Genomic DNA, 19,647 nt, shown 5'->3' on the forward strand with positions numbered 1-19,647 from the left:
TGCGGGCGCTACTGGTGGCGCAGCGCCTCGATCGGATCCAGCCGCGCCGCCCGCCGCGCCGGGAAATAGCCGAACACCACCCCCACCAGCGCCGAAAAGGCGAAGGCGCCCAGCACCACCCATGGATCGGGCGTGAACGGAATCGCCATGACCTGCGCCGCCAGCGCCGCCAGCCCCAGGCCCAGAGCGATCCCCATCAGCCCGCCCATCAGCGACAGCACGATCGCCTCGACCAGGAACTGCTGCAGCACCTGCCGCGCCTGCGCGCCCACCGCCAGGCGGATACCGATCTCATGGGTGCGTTCGGTGACGCTGACCAGCATGATGTTCATGATGCCGATGCCGCCCACCAGCAGGCTGACCGCCGCCACCGCCGCCAGCAGCCCGGTCAGCACATCGGTGATGCCGGTCAGCATCGAGGCCAGCTGCTTCATGTCCATCACGGTGAAATCGTCCTCCTCCCCCGTCCCGATCCGTCGCATCTCGCGCAGCACCGCCTCGATCTCCGAGCTGGCCAGATCGGTCGAGACGCCGTCGCGCACCGCCACATAGATCAGGTTCACATTGCTGCTGCCGGCGATCCGCCGGTGAAAGGCGCGCACCGGCATCATCACGATATCGTCCTGGTCGCTGCCAAAGCTCGACGCGCCCTTGGCCTCCAGCACTCCGATCACCTCGCAGGAGATGGACTTCATCCGGATCTTGTCGCCCACCGGGTCGGTATTGCCGAACAGCTCCTGCCGCACGGTTTCGCCCAGCAGGCAGACGGCGCGGCCGCCCTGCTCTTCCCCGCCCAGGAACCGGCGGCCCAGCGCCACCTCCCAGTCGGTCGCGTCGAGATAGGCATTGCCGGCCCCGACCACCGTGGCCCGGTGGTTCAGATTGCCCGCGACCACACTCATCTGGCTCTGTTCGGCGGCGCTGGCGGTCTCCACCGCCGGCACCTCGCGGATCAGCCGCGCCACGTCGCGCAGGTCGAACGGCCGCGCCGAGGTGCTGGAACTGCGCGGCCCCATGGCGTTCTGCCCGGGCCGGACGATCAGAACGTTGGTGCCCAGCTTTTCCACGTCCTGCGTCACCTGCGCCGACGAGCCCTGCCCGACCGTGACCATGGCGATCACCGCGGCGACGCCAATCACCACGCCCAGCACGGTCAGGAACGAGCGCAGCGCGTTGCGCCAGATCGCCCGCACCGCCAGCTTGATCGTCTCACCCAGCATCGCGCGCGCCCCCTTTGGTGGGCCGGTCCTCGGCGATGCGCCCGTCCACCATCCAGATCAGCCGGTCGGCATAGGCCGCCATGTCCTCCTCATGGGTGACCATCACGATGGTCAACCCGGTCTCGGCCCGCAGCCGCACCAGCAGCTCCATAATCTCGGCCGAACGGTGGGTGTCGAGGTTGCCGGTCGGCTCGTCCGCCAGCAGCACCTCGGGCGAGCCGGCCAGCGCGCGGGCGATGGCGACCCGCTGCTGCTGACCGCCCGACAGCTCCGAGGGGTCATGGTCGGCCCGATGCGCCAGCCCCACCTGTTCCAGCGCCACCAGCGCGCGGGCGCGCCGCTCGGTCGCGCCCAGCCCCTTGTAGATCAGCGGCAGCTCGACATTCTCCAGCGCCGGGGTGCGCGGCAGCAGATTGTAGCCCTGGAACACGAAGCCCAGGTAATGCCGCCGCAGCAGCGCCCGCTGGTCCTTGTCCAGCCCGGCCACATCGACCCCGTTGAACAGGTATTCCCCCGCCGTCGGGCTGTCGAGGCAGCCGATCACGTTCATCGCCGTCGACTTGCCCGAGCCGCTCGGCCCCATGATCGCCACGAACTCCCCCGCCCGGATGGTCAGGTCGATGCCGTCCAGCGCCCGCACTTCGGCCTCGCCGCGGCCATAGACGCGGGTGATGCCGCGCAGCTCGATCACCGCCGGAGCCGCGCCGGACCGGGCCTGTTCCGGCACCGGCTCAGCCCCCCTCGCCCAGGATCACCAGATCGCCCTCGCGCAGATCGCCGCCGGTGATCTCGGTCCGGCTGCCGTCGCTGGCTCCGGGCACCACCGCGACCTGCACCGGCTGGCCATCGCGCAGCACCCAGACCGACTTGCCGCTGGCGCGGGGTCCGTCCTCGGGCCGGCGCGGCATGATCATGGCGAGCAAGCCGCCGCCGCTGTCGTTGTCGTCGCCGCTCTCCACCGCCGGGGCATAGCGCAGCGCCGCGTTGGGCACCGTCAGCACATCGGTCAGTTCGGCCACGATGATATCGGCGGTGGCGGTCATGCCCGGACGCAGCGACAGATCTTCGTTCCGCACGGCCAGCACCGCAGTATAGCTGACCACGCCCTCAACCCTCTCCGAGGCGTAACGAATCGTCTTGATCTCAGCCGGAAACACCCGGTCGTCATAGGCGTCCACCGTGAACACCACCGCGTCGCCCTCGGAAATCGCGCCGATGTCGGCCTCGTCCACCGCCACCTGTACCTCCATCTCGGTCAGATCCTCGGCGACGGTGAACAGCACCGGGGCCGACAGCGCCGAGGCGACGATCTGGCCCGGGTCCGCCGCCCGGTCCAGCACCACCCCGTTGATCGGCGAACAGATGCAGGCCTTGTTCAGATCGGCCTCCACCAGACCCCGCTGCGCCCGCGCCAGATCGAGGTTGGCCGCGGCCACGGTCACATCGGCCGCCGCCCGGTCATAGACGGCACGCTGGGTGATCAGGGTCTGATGGCTCGCCACCCCGCGTTCGTCCAGCGCGGCGGCGCGGTCGTAATTGGCGCGCGCCTCCTCCAGCGTGGCCCGGGCGCGCACCAACTGCGCCTCGGCGGCGGTCACATTGGCCACGGCCACGGCCAGTTCGGCCTCCAGCTTGGTGGTATCCAGCGTCGCCAGCACCTGCCCGGCGGTCACCTGATCGTTGTAATCGACCTCGACCGCGCGCAGCGTACCCGACAGTTCGGACGAGATCTCGACCAGGTTCGTCGGCTCCACCGTGCCGGTCGCGGTGACCATCACCACCAGATCGGCCCGCTGCGCCGCCCCGGTGCGATAGGCGGCCGCATCGTCCCCGGCGCCCGAACCGCGCCACAGCGCCAGCCCCCCCGCCAGCACCACGACCAGCGCCAGTGCCCAGAGCCAGCCGACCCGGCGCGCCCGGTGCCGACCCAGCCCCAGCCGCGCCTCGATTTCGGCGGCCTTGCCGGCGGCGCTCTCCGAATTCGCTTGCGTCATTGCACTCGCCCTGTCCTGTTGTGCCTGCTTTTGCCGCAGCGTGGCATCGGCCGCGTTGATCCGTATCAATCTCACGGCGGGGCCTGACATTTCCGTCGCCCGGGTCTATCAGATTCTCCCGCAGCGGCACAGGAGAGGCGCAGGATGGTCGAATGGAAAATCACCGACGGGCTGACCGGCTATGACACCGCCCTCGCCTTCATGGAGACCCGCGCCGCCGCCATCGCCGCCGGCGAGGCCGCCGAATGCGTCTGGCTGCTGGAACACCCGCCCCTCTACACCGCCGGCACCAGCGCCCGCCCCGAGGATCTGACCGACCCGGACCGCTTTCCCGTATTCGAGGCCAGGCGCGGCGGGCAATATACCTATCACGGCCCTGGCCAGCGTGTGGTTTACGTCATGCTCGACCTCAACCGCCGCGGCCGCGACGTGCGCCGTTTCGTCCAGATGCTCGAGGCCTGGGTGATCGCGGCGCTGGCCGAATTCAACGTCACCGGCCATATCCGCGAGGGGCGCGTCGGCGTCTGGGTCGAACGCCCGGAAAAGCCGCGCACCGTCACCGGAGCCCTGGCCGAAGATAAGATCGCCGCCATCGGCATCCGCCTGCGCAAATGGGTCAGCTTTCACGGCATCTCGATCAACGTCGATCCCGAGCTGGAGCATTTCACCGGCATCGTCCCCTGCGGCATCACCGAATACGGGGTGACCAGCCTCGTGGACCTCGGCCTGCCGGTCACCATGGACGACCTCGACGTCGCGCTGAAGCGCAGTTTCGAGCAGGTGTTCGGGGCGGAGGAGTAAAACTCCCCCTTGCCCGGAATCATGGCGCGCAAGCGCCGCCGCGCAGCGCCCTCCGTTACGCCCGCAGCCTAGGCGGCCCCGTCGCCAAACCGCGCGGCCCCCATGCAGGCGTGGCGCGCGCATTCCAGTTCCAGCGTGCTGTGGCCGATGCCAAAGCGCTCGGCCAGCATCGCCTTGACCGCCGCCTTGACCGCGTCGGCGCGGCCCCAGTCTCCGGGGGCGATCACCAGATGCGCATCCAGCGCCGCCGCCCGCTCCTGCATCGCCCAGAGATGCACGTGATGCACCTCGGCCACCCCGTCCACCGCCTCGACCGCGCCGGCCACCTCCTCGGCGGCCATCGACGGCGGGCTCGCCAGCATCAGAACCCGGATCACCTCGCCGGCGTCGGCCTTCACATGCCACAGGATGTAGCCCGCGATCAGCAGCGTCACCACCGGATCGACCCAGGTCCAGCCCTTGAGGATCACCAGCGAGCCGGCCACGATCACCGCGACCGAACCCATCGCATCGGCCAGGTTGTGCAGAAAGGCGGCGCGGATGTTCAGGCTGTCGCGGCTCATCGCATAGGTCAGCGCCGCCGTCGCCAGATCCACCGCCAGCGCCAGAACCGCGATCCAGACCACCAGCCAGCCATCGACCGGCTCGGGCTCGAGCACGCGCATGACGCCCTCGTAGATCAGATAAAGCGCCAGCACCACCAGCGTGGTGTAGTTGATCAGCGCCGCCACCACCTCGGCCCTGCCATACCCGAAACTCATCGCCGCATCCGCCGGACGCCGCGCGATCCGCCGCGCCCCAAAGGCGATGATCAGCGCGATCGCGTCCGAGAAATTGTGCAGCGCATCGGCGATCAGCGCCAGCGAGCCGGACAGAATCCCCCCCACGATCTGCGCCACCGTCAGCGCCATGTTCACCGCCACCGCCCAGGCCACCCGGGCATCGCCGGTCTCGGCGCTCACATGATGATGGTGGTTGTGATGATGGGATTGATCCTGCGGCATGCCCGCGCTCCTTGTCCTGAGTCGCCAGGCAACCTAATCTCTCTAGTCGCTAGAGCTTCAAGGGGCCAATCATGATTTCCATCGGCGAAATGTCGCGGCGCACCGGGGTCAAGGTGCCAACCATCCGGTTTTACGAGGACAAGGGCCTGCTGGAGGCCGCCGCCCGCACCCCCGGGAACCAGCGCCGCTACACCCAGGCCGCGCTCGCCCGGCTGGGCTTCATCCGCCACGCCCGCGATCTTGGCCTGCCGCTGGAGGATATCGCCGCGCTGATCTCGCTCGAAGGGGCCTCCGGCTCAGAGCTCGACCGCGCCCATGACATCGCGCGCCGCCAACGCCAGCACCTGCGCGCGCGAATCGCCAAATTGCAACGGCTGGAGCGTGAACTCGCCCGCATCTCCGGGGCCTGCGACGGCCACGAGGACGGCGCCTGCGCTGTGCTCCACGCCTTTGGCGATCACCGTCCCTGCGGCGGGGCTCATTGAAACCAAGATCGGGGCGCCCGGCGCGATCCGCGGGCGCCCCGGTCTTTTCCGGCTTTCGATATTCCCGGGAATGATCTGGCCACCGGCCAGGAGGGGGCGGACCGCCCCCTTTTCTCACATCTGCGCCAGCGCCGCCCGGATCTTTTCGGCGTGACCGGCCAGCACCGCCTGATCGGCCATTTGCCCCGGCGGGCGCAGCCGGTCGCCCTCCTGGCGCGGCAGCAGATGGAAATGCAGGTGGAACACCTCCTGCCCGCCGGCGGCCTCGTTGAACTGCTGCACCGTCACACCGGGCGCGTCGAAGGCGGCCATCAGCGCCCGCGCCATCTTCTGCGTGGTGCGCATCACCGCCGCCATTTGCGCCTCGCTGGCGTCCAGGATGTTGCGGCACGGCGTCTTGGGAATCACCAGACAATGGCCGTCGGCGCGCGGCATGATGTCCAGGAAGACAAAGGTCTCCTCATCCTCATAAAGCTTGTGGCACGGCAGCTCGCCGCGCAGGATCTTGGCAAAGATGTTGTCGGGATCATAGGTCATGGCTTGGGTCCGGCTCGCGGTTGTTGTCCTCGGTCGCGCCCGTTTTGGGCGCCCGCGCCCGGCCCGTCAAGCCGTCCGCTATCCCTGGGTTCTCGCCCGATCCGCCCCCGGACCAGCCGCGCGATCGGCCCAAACGGGGCGGGGGGCGCGACAATTAATCTTGATCCAGATCAAATTCTGTCATTGATGCCCCCCCTCGGTCATTCTAAAACCTGCATGAATACGTGCGCTCTCAAGGGCGGCACGCTGTCACACGCAACAGGAGGCACCAAATGGCAGACGCAGCCATTCATGGTCACGAGCACGAGGACCAGCGCGGTTTCTTTACCCGCTGGTTCATGTCGACCAACCACAAGGATATCGGGCTTCTCTACCTGATCTTCTCGGCCCTCGCCGGTCTGATTTCCGTGACCTTCACCGTTTTCATGCGCCTGGAACTTATGGAACCCGGCGTCCAGTACATGTGCCTCGAGGGGTTCCGCCTGTTCGGCGCGGGTGCCGGGGAATGCACCCCCAACGGCCACCTGTGGAACGTGCTGATCACCTATCACGGCGTGCTGATGATGTTCTTCGTCGTCATCCCGGCCCTGTTCGGCGGCTTCGGCAACTATTTCATGCCGCTGCAGATCGGCGCGCCGGACATGGCGTTCCCGCGGATGAACAACCTGTCGTTCTGGCTCTATGTCGCCGGCACCTCGCTGGGCGTGGCCTCGATGCTGACCCCTGGCGGCAACGACCAGCTCGGCTCCGGCGTGGGCTGGGTGCTCTACCCGCCGCTGTCGGTGAACGAGGGCGGCATGTCGATGGACCTGGCGATCTTCGCGGTTCACGTCTCGGGCGCCAGCTCGATCCTCGGCGCGATCAACATGATCACCACCTTCCTGAACATGCGTGCCCCCGGCATGACCCTGTTCAAGGTGCCGCTGTTCGCCTGGTCGATCTTCGTCACCTCCTGGCTGATCCTGCTGTCGCTGCCGGTTCTGGCCGGCGCCATCACCATGCTGCTGATGGACCGCAACTTCGGCTTCACCTTCTTCGATCCGGCCGGTGGCGGTGACCCGATCCTGTATCAGCACATCCTGTGGTTCTTCGGCCACCCGGAAGTTTACATCGTGATCCTGCCCGGCTTTGGCCTGGTCTCCCACGTGATCGCCACCTTCTCGCGCAAGCCGATCTTCGGTTACCTGCCGATGGTCTGGGCGCTGATCGCGATCGGGGTTCTGGGCTTTGTCGTCTGGGCGCACCACATGTACACCGTCGGCATGAGCCTCAACCAGCAGGCCTATTTCATGCTGGCGACCATGGTCATCGCGGTCCCGACAGGGGTCAAGATCTTCAGCTGGATCGCCACCATGTGGGGCGGCTCGGTCGAGTTCAAGGCGCCGATGCTGTTCGCCTTCGGCTTCCTGATCCTGTTCACCATCGGCGGTGTCACCGGCATCGTGCTCAGCCAGGCGGGCGTGGACCGGGCCTATCACGACACATACTATGTGGTGGCCCACTTCCACTACACCATGTCGATGGGGGCGGCCTTCACCATCTTCGCCGGGATGTACTTCTACTTCGGCAAGATGACCGGCCGGCAGTATTCCGAGCCTTTGGCCAAGCTGCACTTCTGGATGTTCTTCATCGGCGTCAACCTGACCTTCTTCCCGCAGCACTTCCTCGGCCGTCAGGGCATGCCGCGCCGCTACATCGACTATCCCGAGGCCTTCGCCTATTGGAACAAGATCAGCTCCTATGGCGCGCTGCTGTCCTTCGCCTCGTTCCTGCTGTTCTTCGGCATCGTGATCTACGCCCTGCTCAAGGGGCGCCGCGTGACCGAAAACAACTACTGGAACGAATACGCGGACACGCTGGAATGGACCCTGCCCTCGCCGCCGCCCGAACACACGTTCGAGCAGCTGCCCAAGCGCGAGGACTGGGACAAGGGCCACGCCCACTAACGGTGCCCCCCACACGAACGATCCAAAGGCCCCGGCACAGTGCCGGGGCCTTTTTCGTTGGCTCCAAGGGAACCCGCCCCGCCGTCCCATCGCGGCGATCCGGGCCCTCTGCCGCATCCCCTCGCCCGCACCCGGCATCCGGCCGGCACCCTGTCCGTCGCCGGCGCTCTTGCCCGCGTTTTCGGCAGCGGTCCGGCCCCGCCGCGCGTCGCGGGCAAAATCCCGCCCGCCTGTCTCGACAAACCGCCGTGACATGCTAAATCCTGAATGCACAGCCATGCCGTACAACTGGACCGATCCCGATACCGCGGCCGAGACCCGCGAGCTGCACCTCTGGCCGCACAACTCGCTGCCGCCGCGGGGGCTGGCGATCTTTGTCCTCAGCACCTTCACCCTGCTGATGGTGCCGCTGCTGGCGCTGCTGGGATCGGTGCTGCTCTGGGGGATCCTGCCGTTCATCCTGCTGGCAGTGGGCGGCCTCTGGTTCGCGCTCACCCGCAGCTATCACCAGCGACGCATTCTCGAGGTGCTCACCCTCACCCGCGACCACGCCCACCTGACCCGCCACAATCCCGACGGCCAGGTGCAGGAATGGGATTGCAACCGCTACTGGGCCAGCCCCGAGCTGCACGCCCATGGCGGCCCGGTGCCCAATTATGTCACCCTGCGCGGCGGCGGCCGCGAGGTCGAGATCGGCGCCTTTCTCTCCGAGGACGAGCGCAAGGCGCTCTATGACGATCTGGTCACCGCCCTGCGGCCCTAGGCGGGCGCGCCGGCCGGTCCGATGAACCGCGCCGCCGCCTCCACCACACCATCGTCGCGCAAGATACGCGCATGGCCCAGCCCCCGGGTCTCGATCATCTCGGCCCCCGGCCAGGCCCGCGCGATCCGCGCGCCGTCCTCGAAGTGGATCATCTCGTCCTCGCGGTCATGCACGATCAGCGCCGGAATGCTCTGTTCCGCGGCCAGCGCCGCGCCGCGCAGCGCCTCGAAGCCCACGCCATAGCGCACCTCGATCCGCGCCCGGGTCTTTTTCGCCACCCGGTCCGTCATTCCTAGGAACCCGGCCGCGCGGCCCAGGAACCCGCCCAGATCCTCGTTCGGTGCGATATAGACCACCTTGCCGCAGTCCATGCCGCGGGCCAGCGCCACGCTACAGGCCGCCGCCCCGGCGGAATGCGCGATCACCGCGGCCAGCGGCCCCAGATGTGCCGCCACCCTGACCAGCGCCTCGGCCGCCTCGGGAACCGAGCTTTGCCGCCCGTCCGCCGCGCCATGCGCCGGCGCATCGAAGGTCACCACGCGATAGCCCTGCGCCCGCAGCGGCGCGATGAATGCGCCCATCTGGCTGCCCCGCCCGGCAAACCCGTGCACCAGCAGAACCACCGGCCCCTCCCCCCAGGCGTAAAGCGGTATCAGCCGCCCCGCATCGAAGGGAATGCGCCAGACCTCCGCCCCCGCCATCCAGACCTTTTCCCGCTCCGGCATCCGGTAGCGGCGCGGCGTCAGGAACACCCGCTCAAGCAAGATCGCGGCCAGGGCGGGGGCGGCCAGGGACAGACCCCGCGCCGCGCCCCGGACCAGACCGAACAAGGGAGGTGAGGGTTTGCCCGCTCGTTTTCCCCGGCCGCGACGGCGGATCGGCCGGCTCTCCTGCGTTGCAGTTTCCGTCATGACAAAAGCCCTTCCTTCTCTGCCCCGGTCGCGGCAAGGGGATGCGCGCCGGCTCCATACAGGTCATCGACCAATCACTAAGTTCCTTTTCGGAACCGACTCGGTAACTAAGTTCCTTTTCAGAACTCGTCAAGACGTGCTAAAGACACCCCATGCGCTGGACCGACCTTGAGAACGAAGCCTGCCCCGTCGCCCGTGGCCTCTCGGTCATCGGCGAACGCTGGACCCTGCTGATCCTGCGGGACTGTTTTCTGGGGGTGCGCCGGTTCGACGATTTCCAGGCGAGCCTCGGCATCACCCGCCATCTGCTCGCCGACCGGCTGAAGACGCTGGAGGCCAAGGGCCTGCTGCGCCGTGAACAGTATCAGGAGCGCCCGCCGCGGTTCGAATACCGCCTTACCGAAACCGGCAAGGATCTGTTCCCGGTGTTGGTCTCGCTGATCACCTGGGCCAACTGCGCCCTGCCCTCGCCCGAGGGTTCGCCTTATCGCCTGGTCTCGCGCCAGACCGGCCAGAGGGTCACCCCGGTGCTCTGCGACGACGAAACCGGTGCGCGGCTGAATCCACGCAACCTGCGCCTTCTCATGCCCGGAGAGGACGCGCCCGGAGACGAACCGCCGCGCCGTTAACCTCTGCTACCGCAACGCGCGGCGCGGGTGGCATGATCCTGCGTCATTTGTACGGAATGCGGGGAAAACCCCCCAATGCGCCGCCGCGATCTGCGGCGCGCCCGATGGGGACTGTACGAAACGGCCGCGAAACTCCCCGTTCGGCCCCCGGGCCCGGCCCGGCGCGGGGCACGGATTCACCGGCGGAGCGGCCCGTTAACCCGGGTAAACGGCCCGCCCGGGCCTCAGCAGCCGCCGCCGGCGCAGAGCTGGTCCTTGACCTTCGGGCCGACCTTGCCGAAGTCCATTCGTCCGGTATAGCGCGATTTCAGCGCCGCCATCACCTTGCCCATGTCGCGGATCGACTCGGCCCCGGTCTCCATCACCGTCTCGCGGACCGCCTTTTCGACCTCGTCCTCGCTCAGCTGACGCGGCAGGAACTCTTCGATCACCGCGATTTCCTCGCGTTCGCGCGCGGCCAGATCCAGCCGACCGCCCTCTTCGTAGGCGCGCGCGCTCTCTTTGCGCTGCTTGGTCATTTTCCCAAGGATTTCCAGCACTTCGCTGTCGCTGACCGAGGCATCCTCGCCATCGCCGCGGGCGGCGATCTCCCTGTCCTTGATCGCTGCGTTGATCAGACGGAGCGTCGACAGCCGCGCGGCTGCCTTTTCCCTCATCGCCTGTTTCAGGGCCGTGTTGACCCGCGTGCGCATATCCATCTGTTCCGTCCATCCCCATGGAATCGAACTCCTGACACTATAGGACGAAAAAGCCTGGGACAACCCGGCGCATTTCACCTAAGTCATTGATTAATATAAACCTCCCAAAATTCAGCCGGACTTGACCCCGAACCCGGCGCCCCTTACCTATCCACCAATTTGACCGTAAGGAGAGTCGCGCCATGGCCCTGACTGCCCCGACCAAGCCCACCGCCTGCCTCGTGCTCGCCAATGGGACCGTGTTCTACGGCACCGGCTTTGGCGCCACCGGCCAGACCGTCGCCGAGCTCTGCTTCAACACCGCGATGACCGGCTATCAGGAGATCATGACCGATCCTTCCTACGCCGGCCAGATCGTCACCTTCACCTTCCCCCATATCGGCAATGTCGGCGTCAACCCCGAAGACGACGAGACCGGCGATCCGGTCGCCGACGGCATGGTGGTGAAATGGGATCCGACCGCCCCCTCGAACTGGCGCAGCGCCGAAAATCTGACCGGCTGGCTTGAACGGCGCGGCCGCATCGCCATCGGCGGCATCGACACCCGCCGGCTGACCCGCGTCATCCGCCAGCAGGGCGCGCCGCATGTGGCGCTGGCCCATGACCCCGAGGGCAAGTTCGACATCGAGGCGATGGTCGCCGCCGCCCGCGGCTTCTGCGGGCTTGAGGGGCTGGACCTGGCCAAGACGGTGACCTGCGCGCAGTCCTATCGCTGGGACGAAATGCGCTGGGCCTGGCCCGAGGGGTACAGCCCGCAGAAATCGCCCAGATACAAGGTGGTAGCGCTGGACTATGGCGCCAAGCGGAACATTCTGCGCTGTCTGGCCAGCACCGGCTGCGACGTCACCGTGCTGCCCGCGACGGCCACCGCCGACGAGGTGCTGGCGCATGAACCCGACGGCGTGTTCCTGTCCAACGGCCCCGGCGATCCGGCCGCCACCGGGGTATACGCGGTGCCGATGATCCGCGCGATCCTGGACAAGACCGATCTGCCGGTCTTCGGCATCTGCCTGGGCCACCAGATGCTGGCGCTGGCGCTGGGGGCCAAGACCGTCAAGATGAACCACGGCCATCACGGCGCCAACCACCCGGTCAAGGATCTGGAAACCGGCAAGGTCGAGATCACCTCGATGAACCACGGCTTTGCCGTCGATGCCCAGACCCTGCCCGAGGGCGTGGTGGAAACCCACCGCTCGCTGTTCGACGGCTCCAACTGCGGCATCCGCATGCAGGGCCGCCCGGTCTGGTCGGTGCAGTACCACCCCGAGGCCAGCCCCGGCCCGCAGGACAGTTTCTATCTGTTCGAGCGCTTTGCCGAGGCGATGGAGGCGCGCAAACTGCCCGCCTGACCCCGGGCATGCCCGACCTGCCCCACTTGCCCCGGCGCGCGGCTGCGCCGGGCGGTCGGACCTGGCCTTAATCACTCGTTAACGCTGACCACCCCAGACTGCGCCCCTGTGTACAAGTGTGTTTCTGGGTGTGGGCATGCAGCAATTGCGCCACAGGGCGGCGGCGTCGCCCTTTCACGCGGCCACGGCTGTGGTTCCGCTTGGCCGTATCCTGGTGGAGAGCGGAGCGATCACACCGGGCCAGCTGGTCGTCGGGCTGCAGATGCAGCTTCGGCTCAATGCCCGGATCGGCGAGATTCTGGTGGCCGAGGGCTGGACGACGCAGCGCGCCGTCTATGCCGCCCTTGCCCTGCAATTCGGGCTGCAGGCGGTCGATCCCCTGCGCGAGACGCCCGACCCGGACCTGACCACGCGCCTGCCGGCGCGGTTCTGGGCCGCGCATGAATTGATCCCGCTGCGCCGGACCGGCGGTCTGGTCGAGATCGCGACAGCCGAGCCGCACCGCTTCGGCCACCTGCGCACGGTCCTCGCCGAGGTGTTCGGCCCGGTCCGGCCGGTGCTGGCCACCCCGATCCAGGTCCAGTCGGCCATCGCGCGCGCCTGCCCAATCGAACTGGCCGAGGGCGCCTGCACCCGGGTGCCCGCGCGGCTGAGCTGCCGGGGCTGGACCCCGGGCAGCCGGCGCAACATCGCGCTGGCAATGCTCTGCGGCGCCGGCGTCATCACCTGGGCGCCGATGGCCAGCCTGTCTTTGGCCAGCGCCATGGCGATGCTGACCCTGCTGCTGTTCATGGCGCTGCGGCTGACCGGCGGCGTGGCCCATCTGCTCAGCCACCGGCATCTCACCGCCCCCGATCCGGTATCGCCGGCGGCCCTCTCCCGGCCCCACCGCCTGCCCCGCGTCTCGGTCCTGGTGCCGCTCTACCGGGAACGCGAGATCGCCGGCGCGCTGATCCGCCGTCTGTCGCGGCTGCGGTATCCCAAGGCGCTGCTTGAGGTCTTTCTGGTGCTGGAGGAGCATGACGCCACCACCCGCCGCACGCTGGCTCGGATCGAGTTGCCGCCCTGGATGCGCGTCCTCGAGGTGCCGGCCCATCGCGGCCTCACCACCAAGCCGCGGGCGCTGAACTATGCGCTGGATTTCTGCCGCGGCGAGCTGATCGGCGTCTGGGATGCCGAGGACGCCCCCGCCCCCGACCAGATCGACCGCATCGTCGCCAGCTTTTCCACCGCCGCGCCCGAGGTTGCCTGCATCCAAGGCATCCTCGATTTCTACAACCCCTGCACCAACTGGCGTGCCCGCTGTTTCGCCATCGAATATGCAAGCTGGTTCCGGGTTATCTTGCCCGGCATCGCCCGGCTGGGGCTGGTGGTGCCGCTGGGCGGGACCACGCATTTTTTCCGCCGTGCCGCGCTCGAGGCGTTGGGCGGATGGGATGCGCATAATGTGACCGAGGATGCCGATCTGGGTGTGCGGCTTTATCGCGCCGGCTACCGCACCGAGATGCTCGACACCGTCACCTATGAGGAGGCCGCCTGCCGCCCCTGGCCCTGGGTCCGCCAGCGCTCCCGCTGGCTCAAGGGGTTCATGGTGACCTATCTGGTTCACATGCGCCATCCGGCGCAGCTCTGGTCGGACCTGGGTCCGCGGCGTTTTCTCGGGATGCAGGCGTTTTTCCTTGGCACGCTGGGACAGTTTCTGCTGGCGCCGCTGATCTGGTCGTTCTGGATGCTGGCGTTGGGCCTGCCACACCCGATCGGGCCGCTGGTGCCGCATTCGGTGCTGGAGGCCGGGATCACCCTGTCGATCTCGGCCGAGGTTCTGGCGATGCTGATCGGGCTGGTGGCCGTCTCCAGCCCGGAGCGGCGGTTTCTGCAAGGCTGGGTGCCGACGCTGACGCTGTATTACATTCTGGGCATCGTCGCCGTCTACAAGGCGATGTACGAGCTGTTTCTCAAACCCTTCTACTGGGACAAGACCCGGCACGGTCAGGTCCGGCCAGACCGCCCCCGGGTCCGCACCGACCGGCTCAGCGCGCGGTCTCGCGCTCGTTCGCGTCCTGCTTCAGACGGGTCATGAAGGCGATCGAGATGTGCTCTTTCAGCGCCTTTTCCGCCCCCTCCTCATCGCGCGCCTCGATCGCGGCGACGATACCGGCATGTTCGTTCTGGGCGATCTCGCCGCGCCCCTCGGCCGCCAGCGAGGTGGTCGCCATCAATGCCATGGTCCGGTGCACCAGATCGAGCTGCTGCACCAGATAGCGGTTGTGCGAGGCCAGGTGGATCTGCTTGTGGAACCGCCGGTTGGCCCGCGACAGCGCCACCGGGTCGCCGACCAGCGCATCGTCATCGCGGACCATCTCGCGCAGAACGCCGACCTCTTCCTCGGTGGCGTGGCGCGCCGCCAGGCGCGCGGCCAGCCCCTCCAGCTCGCGCCGCACGACATAGAGCTCGGCCATCTGGTTGTGATCCAGCGAGGCCACGATCAGCGACCGCCCGTCGCGTTCCAGCAGCGATTGCGTCTCCAGCCGCTGCAACGCCTCGCGGATCGGCGTGCGCGACATGCCGAAGCGCTCGGCCAGTTCGCTCTCCACCAGTCGGTCGCCGGGTCGGTAGACGCCAATGTCGATCGCCTCGAGGATCAGGGAATAGGCGTCCTTGGGCGGTTGCTTGCTCTGGTTCATGCGGCGGTTACTCTCCTCTTGGTGGAAGATGCATACAGTCCCTGGCACCGGCCGATCAAGGACGCCATTGTCACATGGGTAATGCAGGATTACATCGGAGCCATGGTCAAACACGCCTTTCACCACGTCTCGCACTGGGTCTTCGACCTGGACAACACGCTCTATCCGCCGCAGGCGCGGCTGTTCGACCAGATCGAGCAGCGCATGACCCGCTATGTGATGGAGACGCTGAACCTCACCCGGCCCGAGGCCGACCGGCTGCGCAAGACCTACTGGGCAGAGTACGGCACCACCCTGGCCGGGCTGATGCGGGTGCACGGGATAGACCCAGCCCGCTATCTGGTCGAGGTGCATGACATCTCGCTCGATCATCTCGAACGGGACAGCGATCTGGCCGCCCATATCGCCGATCTGCCGGGCCGGCGCATCGTCTATACAAACGGCTCAGCCCCCTATGCCGAACGGGTGCTGGAGGCGCGCGGTCTGGCGGGGCTGTTCGACGCGGTCTATGGCGTCGAACACGCGGACTTTCGCCCCAAGCCCGAGCGGGAAGCCTTCGAGGCGGTGTTCGCCCGCGACGGGGTCGAGCCCGCTCGCGCCGCGATGTTCGAGGACGACCCGCGCAACCTGGCCGCGCCGCACCAGATGGGAATGCGCACCGTGCATGTGGCCCCCGACCGGCATGACGCCGAGCATATCCATCATCACACCGACAATTTGACAGAGTTCCTGTCCCAATTGACCTGAGCATCGGCCCAAAGGCGCCGCATTGCAGCATTGCGACAATTCGCGCGTTCAAATTGCGGCAGCATTCCATACCTAGACGGTTCCGATACCCCAACTCGAAAGGTTGAACATGTCCGCCTCCGCGCCCGATCACGCGTCCGATCACCATGGCTCAAACCATCCCGACACCCGAACCACCGTCTGGGTGCTGGTTGCCGTCGTCCTCTTTCTCGCGCTCTGGGCCACCTCGGTCGCGCTGTTCGGCATTCCCGGCCTGTACATCCCGGCGCTGGCGCTGGTGCCGGTGATCTACCTTCTGCTGATCACCATCGCCTGGGGCTGACCTGTCCCCCGGGTCAGGATGTCGTCTGGCCTCTGCCCCGCCGACGCACTAGGAATGTGGCAAAGCCCGGAGGCACGCCATGAGCCAAACCTGCGACATCCTGATTTCCGGCGGCGGCATCGCCGGCCTGACCGCGGCCGCCGCCTTTGGCCATGCGGGATTCGATGTGATCTGCGTCGATCCGGCCCCGCCGGTGACCGAACGCGATGCCGAAGGCTCGGACCTGCGCACCACCGCGATTCTGCAACCCGGTCAGGCGCTGATGGCGCGTTGCGGGCTGTGGGACCGGCTGGCCGGTGAGGCCGCCGCATTGCAGATCATGCGCATCGTCGACGCCGGCGGCGAAATGCCGGAACCGCGCGTGGTGCGCGAATTCAACGCCGCCGACATCTCCGAACAGCCGTTCGGCTGGAACCTGCCCAACTGGCTGCTGCGGCGCGAGCTGGTGGCGCATCTGGCCGGGCTGCCCAACGTGGATTTCCGCCCCGGAACCGGCACCACCACGCTGTTCACCCGCACCGCCGAGGCCCGCGTCGGCCTCTCCGACGGGGCCCGTGTCACCGCCCGGCTGGTGCTGGCCTGCGACGGGCGTACCTCGCCAATGCGCGAGGCCGCCGGCATCCCGGTGCACGCCATGCGGTACGGGCAAAAGGCGCTGGCCTTCGCCACCACCCATCCGATCCCGCATGAAAACGTCTCGACCGAGATCCACCGCTCCGGCGGGCCGTTCACGCTGGTGCCGCTGCCCGACTATCAGGGCAGCCCCTCCTCCGCCGTGGTGTGGATGGAGCGCGGACCGCGCGCGATGGAGCTGATGCAGATGGAGGCCGAGGCCTTCAATGCGGCGATGACCGAACGCTCCTGCAGCCTGTTCGGGCCCCTGCAACTCGCCTCGCGCCGCACGGTCTGGCCGATCATCAGCCAGCGGGCCGAGCGGATGGCCGGCGAGCGCGTGGCGCTGATGGCCGAGGCGGCGCATGTGGTGCCGCCGATCGGCGCGCAGGGGCTGAACATGTCGCTGGGCGATCTGCGCGCCCTGCTGGAGCTGGCCGAGGCCCGGCCCGAGGGGCTGGGCGATGCCCAGATGCTGGAGGCCTATCACAAGGCGCGCCATTCCGAGGTGATGGTGCGGGTGACCGGCATCGACCTGCTGAACCGCGCCTCCATGGCGGGCGCGCAGCCGCTGCGCGATGTTCGCGCCGCAGGGCTCAGCGCGCTCTATTCGCTGGCCCCGGTGCGCAAGACGCTGATGCAGATGGGTCTGGGCGTGCGCTGAAAGGCGTATTCAAAAGAACTTAGGGCGGCGCCCGGCCGCGGGCGGAAGCGAAGCGCCCGCCCATGGGGGCGGACGGGCGCTGCCCGGCGAAAACGCCCGGCGGAACGTTGGTTCAGCGTCGCGCTTTACAGCACCTGGTCGATAACCGCCTTCAGCCGCGCCACCGTGGCCGGCACGTCGTAAAGCTTGTCGAGCCCGAAGAGCCCCAGCCGGAAGGTCCTGAAATCCTCCGGCTCATCGCATTGCAGCGGCACGCCGGCGGCGATCTGCATCCCCAATGCGGCGAATTTCTTGCCGTTCTGGATCTCCGGATCGCCGGTATAGCTGACCACCACCCCCGGCGCACCGAAGCCCTCGGCGGCGACGGAAACGACGCCCTTGTCCTTCAGCATCGCGCGCACGGAATTGCCCAGCTCCCACTGTGCGGCGCACAGCTTGTCGAACCCATACTCCCGCGTCTCGGCCATGGTGTCGCGGAAGACGCGCAGCGCATCGGTCGGCATGGTGGCGTGATAGGCGTGACCGCCGTTCTCATAGGCCTGCATGATCTGCCGCCATTTCTTGAGATCCAGCGCGAAACTGTCGCTCTCGGTCTCGGCCAGCCGCGCCTCCGCGCGCTCCGACAGCATCACCAGCCCGGCCGAGGGCGAGGCGCTCCAGCCCTTCTGCGGGGCCGAGATCAGCACATCGACGCCGGTCTTGCCCATGTCGACCCAGGCACAACCGGAGGCGATGCAATCGAGCACCATCAGCGCGCCGACCTCATGCGCGGCCGAAGCCAGCGCGGTGACGTAATCGTCGGGCAGGATCACCCCCGCCGCGGTCTCCACATGCGGGGCGAAGACGACGCCGGGCCGTTCCGCCCGGATCGCCGCGACCACCTCCTCTACAGGGGCCGGCGCAAAGGGGGCGGGCTGCGCATTGCCGGTCTGGCGCGCCTTCATCACCGTGGTCCTGGTGGTCAGCCCGCCGGTTTCCACGATCTGCGACCAGCGATAGGAGAACCAGCCGTTGCGCACCACCAGCGCCTCTTGCCCCCGGGCGAACTGGCGCACCACGGCCTCCATCGCATAGGTGCCGCCGCCGGGCACCAGCGCGACGCCCTGCGCGCCGTAAACCTCGCGCAGCATCTCGGAGATGTCGCGCATCACCTGCTGAAAGGCGGCGGACATGTGGTTGAGCGACCGGTCGGTGAAGACGACCGAGAATTCTTCCATCCCCTGCGGGTCGACGGTATCTAGCAGCGCCATGTGCGATCTCCTGTGCTTTTGCCTGCTCATACCGCGCGGGGATGGTTTCGGCAAAGGCAAAGCTGTCGCGCTCAGCCCAGCGGGCCCGGCCGCCGCTCCTCGCTCAGCACCACATTGGCCTCGACCTCGCCGGCGCCGGGCAGGGTCATGATCCGCCGCCGCAAGACGCGCTCGAAATCCGACAGGTCGCGCGCCACCACCCGCAGGCGGTAATCATAGCGGCCCAGCACATGCTGAACCGTCTGCACCTCGGGGATCGCCGTCACCGCGCGTTCGAAATCCTCCAGGCTCGCCCGCCCCTTGGCGGCGAGCTTGACGCCCAGGAAGACGGTGACGCCAAAGCCCAACACCTCCTTGTCGAGGTCCAGCCGCCGGCCCTTGATCACACCCGCCTCGGTCAGCCGCTTGACCCGCCGCCAGGCGACCGACTGGCTGATACCCGACTGCCGGCCCAGTTTGGCGGCGGTCAGCGTCGCGTCCTGCTGCAGCGCGCGCAGGATGGCTCGGTCGGTCTCGTCCAGGTCGATCACAGCGGCAGCGCCTCCACATCCTTGATCGTGGTCACATGCATCAAGGCCTCGACATCGACGATATGCGGCAGCGTCAGGATGCGGCTGCGGTAGATTTCCTGATAATGGCGCATGTCGCGCGCCAGCACCGTCAGCCGCACGTCGACCCGGCCGAGAAAGGTCTGGATCTCCGACACCTCCGGCACCTCGCGGGCGACGGCGATGAACTCGTCAAAGGCGCGCGGCTCGGTCTTGTCCAGGCTCACCCGCAGCGACACCTCGACCGCATATCCCAGCGCGCGCCAGTCGATCACCGCCCGCTGCCCCTTGAGCACGCCCGCCGCCTCCAGCCGCTCCAGCCGCTTGTAGGCCTTGCTCGCCGCCACGCCCGAGGCGCGGGCGAGATCGGCGACGGATTGCGCCGGATCGGCCTGAAGATGGCGCAGCAGGCGCCTGTCGGTGTCGTCGAGCATGAATTTTCCGAAACTTGCGATCCCAGCGAAATGGTTTCTAACAGAACCC

Annotated in this window: 20 protein-coding genes and 1 pseudogene; 10 read left to right on the plus strand and 11 right to left on the minus strand. The window is 67.7% G+C overall.

Annotated features, from left to right (window positions below; translation table 11 throughout):
- Window positions 1-8: 8 nt before the first annotated feature.
- Genes E1832_RS18105 through E1832_RS18115 form a run of 3 tightly spaced genes read right to left on the minus strand, consistent with a single transcriptional unit; the run spans window position 9 to window position 3,214 of the window.
- A complete protein-coding gene (locus tag E1832_RS18105; RefSeq protein ID WP_133361173.1) occupies window positions 9-1,220 on the minus strand; it encodes an ABC transporter permease in 1,212 nt (403 codons plus the stop codon).
- A complete protein-coding gene (locus tag E1832_RS18110) occupies window positions 1,210-1,947 on the minus strand; it encodes an ABC transporter ATP-binding protein (RefSeq protein WP_245514039.1) in 738 nt (245 codons plus the stop codon). Before E1832_RS18110 ends, E1832_RS18105 begins: the two co-directional genes overlap by 11 nt.
- Window positions 1,948-1,951: 4 nt before the next feature.
- Window positions 1,952-3,214 (minus strand): efflux RND transporter periplasmic adaptor subunit, encoded by a 1,263-nt coding sequence (locus E1832_RS18115; protein ID WP_133361174.1) that lies wholly within the window; start codon window positions 3,212-3,214, stop codon window positions 1,952-1,954.
- A 135-nt stretch (window positions 3,215-3,349) separates the two neighbouring features.
- Here E1832_RS18115 and lipB point away from each other — a divergent pair.
- Window positions 3,350-4,015, plus strand: a pseudogene (gene lipB / locus E1832_RS18120) (lipoyl(octanoyl) transferase LipB); the annotation flags it as partial.
- A 68-nt stretch (window positions 4,016-4,083) separates the two neighbouring features.
- Here the strand turns inward: lipB and E1832_RS18125 are convergent.
- Entirely contained in the window at window positions 4,084-5,019 is a 936-nt protein-coding gene (locus E1832_RS18125) for a cation diffusion facilitator family transporter (RefSeq protein ID WP_133361176.1), read from the minus strand.
- Between the two features lie 71 nt (window positions 5,020-5,090).
- Here E1832_RS18125 and E1832_RS18130 point away from each other — a divergent pair, with 71 nt between their 5' ends.
- Window positions 5,091-5,504, plus strand: coding sequence for a MerR family transcriptional regulator (locus E1832_RS18130; protein WP_133361177.1), 414 nt, complete (start codon window positions 5,091-5,093; stop codon window positions 5,502-5,504).
- Between the two features lie 114 nt (window positions 5,505-5,618).
- Here the strand turns inward: E1832_RS18130 and E1832_RS18135 are convergent, their stop codons facing one another.
- Window positions 5,619-6,041, minus strand: coding sequence for an HIT family protein (locus E1832_RS18135; RefSeq protein ID WP_133361178.1), 423 nt, complete (start codon window positions 6,039-6,041; stop codon window positions 5,619-5,621).
- Between the two features lie 272 nt (window positions 6,042-6,313).
- Between E1832_RS18135 and ctaD the strand changes: the two genes are divergently transcribed.
- On the plus strand, window positions 6,314-7,987 hold the full coding sequence (ctaD, locus tag E1832_RS18140; RefSeq protein ID WP_133361179.1) for a cytochrome c oxidase subunit I: 1,674 nt from the start codon (window positions 6,314-6,316) through the stop codon (window positions 7,985-7,987).
- 277 nt (window positions 7,988-8,264) lie between these two features.
- Window positions 8,265-8,750, plus strand: coding sequence for a DUF2244 domain-containing protein (locus E1832_RS18145; protein ID WP_133361180.1), 486 nt, complete (start codon window positions 8,265-8,267; stop codon window positions 8,748-8,750).
- Here the strand turns inward: E1832_RS18145 and E1832_RS18150 are convergent.
- Window positions 8,747-9,661, minus strand: a complete 915-nt coding sequence (locus E1832_RS18150; RefSeq protein ID WP_133361181.1) for an alpha/beta hydrolase — start codon at window positions 9,659-9,661, stop codon at window positions 8,747-8,749. The genes E1832_RS18145 and E1832_RS18150 overlap by 4 nt on opposite strands.
- A gap of 152 nt (window positions 9,662-9,813) precedes the next feature.
- Between E1832_RS18150 and E1832_RS18155 the strand changes: the two genes are divergently transcribed.
- Window positions 9,814-10,290 carry a winged helix-turn-helix transcriptional regulator gene (locus tag E1832_RS18155; protein WP_133361182.1) on the plus strand — a complete coding sequence of 159 codons (477 nt, stop codon included), beginning with the start codon at window positions 9,814-9,816 and terminating at the stop codon, window positions 10,288-10,290.
- Between the two features lie 224 nt (window positions 10,291-10,514).
- Here the strand turns inward: E1832_RS18155 and E1832_RS18160 are convergent, their stop codons facing one another.
- A complete protein-coding gene (locus tag E1832_RS18160; RefSeq protein WP_133361183.1) occupies window positions 10,515-10,988 on the minus strand; it encodes a GatB/YqeY domain-containing protein in 474 nt (157 codons plus the stop codon).
- Window positions 10,989-11,170: 182 nt separating this feature from the next.
- Here E1832_RS18160 and carA point away from each other — a divergent pair, with 182 nt between their 5' ends.
- A complete protein-coding gene (gene carA / locus E1832_RS18165; protein WP_133361184.1) occupies window positions 11,171-12,337 on the plus strand; it encodes a glutamine-hydrolyzing carbamoyl-phosphate synthase small subunit in 1,167 nt (388 codons plus the stop codon).
- A gap of 136 nt (window positions 12,338-12,473) precedes the next feature.
- The gene (locus E1832_RS18170) at window positions 12,474-14,417 is read left to right on the plus strand and encodes a glycosyltransferase (RefSeq protein WP_245514040.1); all 1,944 of its coding nucleotides are present in this window, start codon (window positions 12,474-12,476) and stop codon (window positions 14,415-14,417) included.
- Here E1832_RS18170 and E1832_RS18175 read toward each other — a convergent pair.
- Window positions 14,368-15,021 (minus strand): GntR family transcriptional regulator, encoded by a 654-nt coding sequence (locus tag E1832_RS18175; RefSeq protein ID WP_133361185.1) that lies wholly within the window; start codon window positions 15,019-15,021, stop codon window positions 14,368-14,370. The two genes, E1832_RS18170 and E1832_RS18175, sit on opposite strands and share 50 nt — an antisense overlap.
- 102 nt (window positions 15,022-15,123) lie before the next feature.
- Here E1832_RS18175 and E1832_RS18180 point away from each other — a divergent pair, with 102 nt between their 5' ends.
- The 3 genes from E1832_RS18180 to E1832_RS18190 all read left to right on the plus strand — a co-directional run bounded on the left by E1832_RS18180 (window position 15,124) and on the right by E1832_RS18190 (window position 17,366).
- The gene (locus tag E1832_RS18180; protein WP_133361255.1) at window positions 15,124-15,768 is read left to right on the plus strand and encodes a pyrimidine 5'-nucleotidase; all 645 of its coding nucleotides are present in this window, start codon (window positions 15,124-15,126) and stop codon (window positions 15,766-15,768) included.
- Window positions 15,769-15,877: 109 nt separating this feature from the next.
- Window positions 15,878-16,090: a hypothetical protein gene (locus E1832_RS18185; protein WP_133361186.1), complete on the plus strand. Its 213-nt coding sequence runs from the start codon at window positions 15,878-15,880 to the stop codon at window positions 16,088-16,090.
- 79 nt (window positions 16,091-16,169) lie between these two features.
- Window positions 16,170-17,366: a UbiH/UbiF family hydroxylase gene (locus E1832_RS18190; protein ID WP_133361187.1), complete on the plus strand. Its 1,197-nt coding sequence runs from the start codon at window positions 16,170-16,172 to the stop codon at window positions 17,364-17,366.
- Between the two features lie 125 nt (window positions 17,367-17,491).
- Here E1832_RS18190 and E1832_RS18195 read toward each other — a convergent pair whose 3' ends face one another.
- The 3 genes from E1832_RS18195 to E1832_RS18205 form a co-directional block, all read right to left on the minus strand.
- Window positions 17,492-18,616, minus strand: a complete 1,125-nt coding sequence (locus E1832_RS18195) for an aminotransferase class V-fold PLP-dependent enzyme (protein ID WP_133361188.1) — start codon at window positions 18,614-18,616, stop codon at window positions 17,492-17,494.
- Between the two features lie 71 nt (window positions 18,617-18,687).
- Window positions 18,688-19,146, minus strand: coding sequence for an Lrp/AsnC family transcriptional regulator (locus E1832_RS18200; protein WP_133361189.1), 459 nt, complete (start codon window positions 19,144-19,146; stop codon window positions 18,688-18,690).
- On the minus strand, window positions 19,143-19,598 hold the full coding sequence (locus tag E1832_RS18205; protein WP_133361190.1) for an Lrp/AsnC family transcriptional regulator: 456 nt from the start codon (window positions 19,596-19,598) through the stop codon (window positions 19,143-19,145). Before E1832_RS18205 ends, E1832_RS18200 begins: the two co-directional genes overlap by 4 nt.
- Window positions 19,599-19,647: the final 49 nt, after the last annotated feature.

This window comes from Antarcticimicrobium luteum (assembly GCF_004358185.1).
GTDB lineage: Bacteria > Pseudomonadota > Alphaproteobacteria > Rhodobacterales > Rhodobacteraceae > Antarcticimicrobium > Antarcticimicrobium luteum.